Below are 6,713 nucleotides of genomic sequence, written 5' to 3' on the forward strand. Positions count from 1 at the left end.
AACTAAATAACTTAATGTCGTCAATGCTAGCGTTTTACTTTAACTCACAATGGGGCAAAAATGAGCTAGCCACGATCGCTAGCTCGCTTCTGGACATTTGTGAGTTACGAAGTGCAGTCTGTGAAAGCTCGGAACAGAAGTTCATTTACCGAGAATTGCACATCGTTTACGTTGATTTGCATTATATAGTCTAATCTACGCGCCAGCGCCAGCTATCTCACCAGTCCAACATATTGATCTGTTGAGATTAATTATCTACACTTAAGCTCCATGCTAACGACAGAATTTTTATTGATGATTATTACAAATAATAGAGTATTAGCTCTTTCGTCTATCGCCGTGTTGTTGGCTGGTTGTTCTCCATCCTCCGACCTAACTGTTAGCGGAAGTGTCAGTGATTACAAAGGTTCAGCTAGCATTACTCAAGGTCTCGCAAAAACAGTAGAAGAAAACCTTTTTGAGTGTGCGAATGGTCGAAGCCGTGTTGCAGGCATTGGTGAAATTGCTGATGCTAGCGGAAAGGTATGGACAGTTCCTGCTCAAAACCATTTTACAACTGCGCCAAAAGCGGTCGATCTTTATGAAGAGTGCGCCAACATCACTCCTGAAAGCATTGCCGATGTGGACGAAGACTCAGTCCCTGTGACCATAGTTGATGCAAATGGTGAAGAGATCACTGGTTACATCTTTGCTGACAACTACTTCGAGTTATATATCAATGGTCAGCTTGTTGCGGTAGACACCGTACCCTTTACGCCGTTTAACTCTAGTATCGTAAAGTTCAAAGTAAATAAGCCATACACTATTGCTGTAAAAGTAATTGATTGGGAAGAAAACTTAGGTTTAGGTACAGAAGATAACCGTGGCAAGGCATTCCACCCAGGTGATGGTGGCTTTATCGCAAGCTTTAGTGATGGCACTGTGACGAGTTCCGACTGGCAAGCACAGACATTTTATACTGCACCAGTCTATGATTTAAGCTGCCTGAGTGAGGTTGATGGTAAACGCTTATCGGAGAACTGCACAACAAAAGGCACAGATAACGGTGCAAATGCTTATGCAGCTCACTGGGAGACCCCAAGTAACTGGATGGCAAAAGACTTCGATGCCGTTTCATGGCCTCAAGCGACTGAATATTCAGAAGATGAAATTGGTGTGAACAACAAAAAATCTTACATGAACTTCATTGAGAAATTTAGTGGTGCTGGGGCAAGTTTTATTTGGTCAACAAACGTTGTTTTGGATAATGAAGTCCTACTGAGGTACGAAGTGAAATAACTTTAACCTCTCACTTCAAGAAGCAGTTATATCTCAACTTAACAGATATAGCTGCTTACCTTTCTTCGTTCGTTACTTCTACAGCTTCTTTCCTTCCCCAACAGGTTATGGGGCACAAATGAGTCAGCTCAGATCAAGCTGACTCGAAGATGGACAAAAATGCGTTACTAAAAACCGAACATTAGCAATTCATGAATAACTTTTTATAAGGCAAATATTACCAGTTAATACGCCTTCGTACAGTGCGCATTATTTGCTCTTATGTTCAACGGAACTGGTATCACATTAATTTATGAATTATTAAACTCTTGCAGTTTAGCGAGAGTAAATCATGAAGTATCACGAAATGACCAAAAACTACTTTTTTCGTGAATTTGAATACGGTTTATCTGCGGAAGACACTGCTAAACTTTGTTTTAAAAGTGTGAGAACTGTCAATGAATGGGACGGAGGGAAGAACATACCCAAAGAATGTAAACGCCTGATGTGCAGAGCTTTCATTTCATGATGAATGGAAAGGTCTTACGATGAACGATCGATATTTGAGACTCCCAACTGGGCAACAAGTTACACCGCAAGAGATTTTGACAGGTATTGCACTGATAGAGATACAATCAGAGTTAGACCTAGTGACAACCGCTAAACTTTTGAAACATGCGCGCGCGATATCAAGAATTAAGAAGAAATAACGGACATAGTAATAGAGGGCCGTAGTAGCCCTCATCAAAATTACCACAAAGAACCAAACAGCAATATTCGCTTGTGAAGGTCATCTTCGCCAGAAAAACCAAAACTAAAGTGGTTACTGGAAGTATTTTTATCTTTATATACTACTGACGTCCCATCTTCATCGACATAACTATATAAACGCTTTAAATATCCAATATAAAACCATCCATACTGTCTATAAAAAACAAAATTAAAAACCCCAGACGAGTTTTTATTTTTTGACAAATAAGTCGCCATGTCAAAAAAGTCTTTTTCACTGAATGGATTGTTAATAAATACATAGTGTTCATCGACACAAACAGGATAACTTAAATTGTTATCATTCATATGGTAACCTAGAAAAGAATTTCTATACTGTTTTCCATTTTTAATAACTTTTTGAAAGTAGTGAATACCATGCTTAGAATCAATTAGGCTTTTGTCGATATCTAGTTTTTCGTCCCAAATATCATAGATAGGAATCTCATACTGTGAATATTTGCAATGACTGTCATCTACATCGATGTATAGTATATCTTTATGATCAGCGAACTTAATAAAAGTATTCGATAGCTTGTAGGCAATAGGTAGCGAATAATACAACGCTAAAGAAAAAAATCCTGCAATTGCAATAAACAAAAGATTTAGTGGCTTTTGTTCGACCCACGAACCGCAAACATAATCATGTAGCAAACGCTTAGATTCGTAGAGCGTAAATATTGACAATGCACAATAAACTAGGATTATCATAACAATGATGTAATACAATCCTAAAATTTCATAGCCATAATGACTTGCTACATTATCTATAAATTTGGGCGCTAAAACTGGAAATATAATAACGAAGTTTCTTAGGATGTAATTAACATGAGCGTCACTATTAACATTTAAGCGCAAGATAGACTTACCAAAAGTGCTACCGTTGTTAATTGATTCATGAGCCGACTTTATTAATAAGGAGGTAATGATGACTAGATTTATATCATTACTACCTATTACCTGAGAAAAAAACACAAAAGACAACAAAGAATACGCAATACAATCGATTATAAAAGCATATGTCCTTGTTACTAATGAAAATACTTTTGATATCATATTTCTCATAACCTATCGCCTCTTTAGTGCGGTAACTGTTACAACAAATAATATATAAATAAGCCAGAGCACAGTTGAGGGGATAGTTGAATCATCATTGTCGATGAAAATCTCTTCACCATCATGCTTCATGCGAATAATATTTCCGCCAGAATTCATTGCTGTTTCGAATGTATTAAATGTTCCCCATACAAAGAGCTTGACGCTTTCGGTGTCTCCAATATCTCTAATGCACTTTGATACAAAGCCTTCCAAATCTGAATCGCACAGTTCCAATGGCTCTTTTTTATCCAAAGAAGTTGATTTTGCAGTGATATAGGACACGTAGTTGGGGTTAAGATATATTTGTAACAGACCTTTATCCCGACCAGTGAACTCAATTGAGTTCACTGATAGTGTGTCAACAGCAGACTTGGTTGCCACTGGCATCTTTAACGGACTCGTAAAGTTATGCCACCTAATTTGGGGGGCATCTGATGTTTGTATAAATAACATTGGGATAATAAGCGATAGTACAAATAATATGATATCGCGCTTTTTAGCTACACTTTCTAGGAGTTGTTTCATTGCTACCTCATTCATAAAGGGAATGATTTTGCAGTATTTAATTCAGATAATCAACTAATTATCAGTGAATTAGCGTCTATAGCTTTAGTACTTTCACCCCGTATTACATCTCGGGGATTAACAGCCAACAGCATGAGAAGAATGGATAACTTTTAATAGGGCAAAAGCCTATGAACAGGATGTGAATGAGTAAAGGTCTACCAAATAATGGGGCAAAGGCGAGTTAGCGCTAGTCGCCCCAAAACGTCTATGGACAAAAACGCGTTAGATATAAAACTCTAACGCGTTCACTTCATATAAGGAAATGTATGTTGTAATTTAAAAGTTTGCTAGTTTGATTTACCACTTGCTTTCGAAATCATTGCAGTCTGGGCATGTGTATACATAAGTATCAACCCAACTTGACATTTCACCATTAGGCCAAGATGAACCGCATATTTCACATTCAACCTCTATGTCTTCAGACTCTTCGTTGCCACATAAAGTACAGCGATAGCCAGTTGAGGAATCGTCGTTTGGAATCATCAAGTTATCATTTCCACACTCAGGGCAATCATAAGACTCCCAGTGTACATCATACATATGTTTAGGACGTACACCTCTGAATGCAGACTCGTGAGATTCTCGTACTTCAACCTTAGCTTCTTGCAGTTCGTGCTCATATTCATCAGCTAACGTTTTGAATACACCCAGTTGTTTCTCGTCGATAACCTCTGCTAACCCCAAAATGCCGAATACATCCGTAAATTCATCAAATCCACGAGTGAGCCGACCTAGAGCAAGCCTAACTTCCTTGGTGTCCATTGAAAACTTGTGGTGCTCAATGTCATTTCTTAAGTTTTTCATTGCACGAATTTCAGCAGCTAAATCTGAATCAAAATAAGCCTTGTCTGACTCAACATATGCAAGAGCGCTTTCAACAGGAATGGTATGTGGATTACTATATCCTTTAATTGGAGAGGAAAAATCAAACTCCTCTTCCTCAAGCACCTCATAAGCATCTATAAGAGAGATGCCATCAGCTTTAGCTCGTTTAGATACAACCTTAAACACATTCGAGTAAATTAAGTTTTCATTTACTGTAGATATATAGTGTTTAAGTATTAACTCCATAAAGTGACAAAAATTTAGTATCGCAAATTTATGCGCTCTAATATCGCCATCTTGACCTTGAGCATACTTATCAAGTGATTCATGCAAACTATCCATTGCATTGCCAATTATATCCAATTCGTATTTCGCCATATTTTACCTATTAAACTATCGCCTTGCTAAGGGGCATTTTCGTGTTACATGCCCCCGCCAGCATACATCTGGACAGAAGCTATTTGAGCTGTACCCCGTTTTCTCTAAACGCTAGAAGACGCTCTACAGCACATCTGCAAATTTGGGTATGGCTTTAGATGAATATAACTCTTCTAATTCCAACTTTCCTTGCCTTGCCAAAAGTTGTTTCTTCATTGCTTTTGTCTCGTAATAGTCCTGAGCAACAGCAGTTCCAATAAACTCCACAGACTGATCGGTAAATTGACTTACCGCATGTTTTATTTCTTCCAGAGATACGTTGAAAAACTCTTTGCGTCTATTAATCATATTTAATCGGTGAGAATCAAACTCGTCGTGAAGCTTTTTCTCAAGAGTTGGCGCGTCATTCGTATGAATCATAGCATGTACATCAAAGGTAAAAGGTACTGAAGCATCCCCAAGCTCATTTACTCTATCCATAGGCTCTAATCGGCGAGTCATGCCTATCTTATAGATGTTTTCTCCGAATGAGCCAATGTTAGATATAATATAAACGTGACCTCTCTTGGTTTGCTCCGCCATTGATTGAGCACGCTGGTGCTTTCGTTCTGCTTCTTCTAGGTTGGCCTGTAACTGAGCTATCTGTTCTTCTAGCTCTGATTTCATTTCATCGCTGGCCTTTTCAAGCTCCTGCCGTGCAACTTCTAAGGCTTTTTGATAACGCTTTTCTTCCTTAACAGCTTCATCTTCTGCTTTTTTTATCTCTGCCTCTATCCTTGCTTCCTCACGCATTTGAGCTTTGATTTCTGCTTGCTCTTCTTTCTCGCGTTGTTTCTTTTGACAATATTCATAGGTCAACTGAAGTTCTCTCAATTTTTCTTTAAGATAACGTTCTGTGATAGATATGGCATTTGGTTCATTTAGCTTATTGATTGCTGCAAATGCCTTATTTATACGCTCTTCCATCTTTGTGACGTTTTTCCACGTACAATTTGCAGTAGCTGCCTCACATTCGTTATTGAAGGCTCGTGCAGTGAGGCGGATGCTCTTATCGGTCATTTTCTTACCTTCGCTTCTTGAACCATCGACAGTCCATTCACGGTAACAATATATCGCTCCGCTAGAAGACTTCTCTTTCAGTAAAGCTTTCTGGCGTTCTTTGCACTTGTTAATCTCTTCTTTAAATGTTTCTGATGAATCAAAATCAAACTTTGGTTTATAGAAGCCAAGCTCAATAAGCTCAATATCCTCATTAAATATGGCTATTTGCTTAGTTAGAGAGTCGTAGGTGGCTTTCTTACTCTTGTAGTCAATCTGGAGTTCACTGATCTTCTCTTCAATAGATTGATGCTTCGCATTAGCCTCGGCTCTTTTGTGTTCGATTTCGCGTAAGGCTTGAAGTGCTGTCTCTTCTAACTTTTGCTTATCAGATTTCAGCTGCGCCTTGATTTTTTCGCACTCAGCTTCAACATCAAATATCTGAGAGTATCTTTCTTTATACTCTTCGATTGTTGCCTCTGCCACGGACCGAAGAGCTTCTGTATCTGCAAGTTTTTTGCTCAATTTTGAAGTTTTTCTTAGCAGAAGAAAATCGACAATGAGAAGCAAAACTATAGCCGCCACTAAGATATAAGTCATTGAATTATTATCCATTTATTGCTATGCCAACGATATTTGATATGAAACATGAATGGTAACCAACATCGGCTCTGATGTAATCAAACAAATGTCAGTATTGAGATACAGATATACGAAGAATTGAAGAGGAGCGGCAACATGCTTGGATACTTGCTATTAGTATTTGGGCTCTTCTCCGCTTT

5 protein-coding genes and 1 pseudogene are annotated in these 6,713 nt (G+C 38.3%); 2 read left to right on the top strand and 4 right to left on the bottom strand.

What is annotated here, in order from left to right; translation table 11 throughout:
* Nucleotides 1-294: 294 nt before the first annotated feature.
* On the top strand, nt 295-1,278 hold the full coding sequence (locus tag PL85_RS18060; protein ID WP_088729450.1) for a hypothetical protein: 984 nt from the start codon (nt 295-297) through the stop codon (nt 1,276-1,278).
* Nucleotides 1,279-1,609: 331 nt separating this feature from the next.
* Nucleotides 1,610-1,967 (top strand): annotated as a pseudogene (locus PL85_RS18940) (regulator).
* A 40-nt stretch (nt 1,968-2,007) separates the two neighbouring features.
* On the opposite strand, the gene PL85_RS18065 reads toward PL85_RS18940, so the two are convergent.
* From PL85_RS18065 to PL85_RS18080, 4 genes are all read right to left on the bottom strand, one after another.
* Nucleotides 2,008-3,090 carry an RDD family protein gene (locus PL85_RS18065; protein WP_115340055.1) on the bottom strand — a complete coding sequence of 361 codons (1,083 nt, stop codon included), beginning with the start codon at nt 3,088-3,090 and terminating at the stop codon, nt 2,008-2,010.
* 3 nt (nt 3,091-3,093) lie between these two features.
* Nucleotides 3,094-3,648, bottom strand: coding sequence for a hypothetical protein (locus PL85_RS18070; protein ID WP_115340054.1), 555 nt, complete (start codon nt 3,646-3,648; stop codon nt 3,094-3,096).
* Nucleotides 3,649-3,987: 339 nt separating this feature from the next.
* On the bottom strand, nt 3,988-4,893 hold the full coding sequence (locus PL85_RS18075; RefSeq protein ID WP_115340053.1) for a hypothetical protein: 906 nt from the start codon (nt 4,891-4,893) through the stop codon (nt 3,988-3,990).
* A gap of 123 nt (nt 4,894-5,016) precedes the next feature.
* On the bottom strand, nt 5,017-6,546 hold the full coding sequence (locus tag PL85_RS18080) for a DUF4041 domain-containing protein (protein ID WP_174223865.1): 1,530 nt from the start codon (nt 6,544-6,546) through the stop codon (nt 5,017-5,019).
* Nucleotides 6,547-6,713: the final 167 nt, after the last annotated feature.

Source organism: Vibrio anguillarum (genome assembly GCF_001989995.2).
In the GTDB taxonomy this organism is placed as follows: domain Bacteria; phylum Pseudomonadota; class Gammaproteobacteria; order Enterobacterales; family Vibrionaceae; genus Vibrio; species Vibrio anguillarum.

Coding starts and splice junctions, on each gene's coding strand:
- PL85_RS18070 (WP_115340054.1), bottom strand. CDS start 3,648: ATGAAACAACTCCTAGAAAGTGTAGCTAAAAAGCGCGATATCATATTA.
- PL85_RS18075 (WP_115340053.1), bottom strand. CDS start 4,893: ATGGCGAAATACGAATTGGATATAATTGGCAATGCAATGGATAGTTTG.
- PL85_RS18060 (WP_088729450.1), top strand. CDS start 295: ATGATTATTACAAATAATAGAGTATTAGCTCTTTCGTCTATCGCCGTG.
- PL85_RS18080 (WP_174223865.1), bottom strand. CDS start 6,546: ATGGATAATAATTCAATGACTTATATCTTAGTGGCGGCTATAGTTTTG.
- PL85_RS18065 (WP_115340055.1), bottom strand. CDS start 3,090: ATGAGAAATATGATATCAAAAGTATTTTCATTAGTAACAAGGACATAT.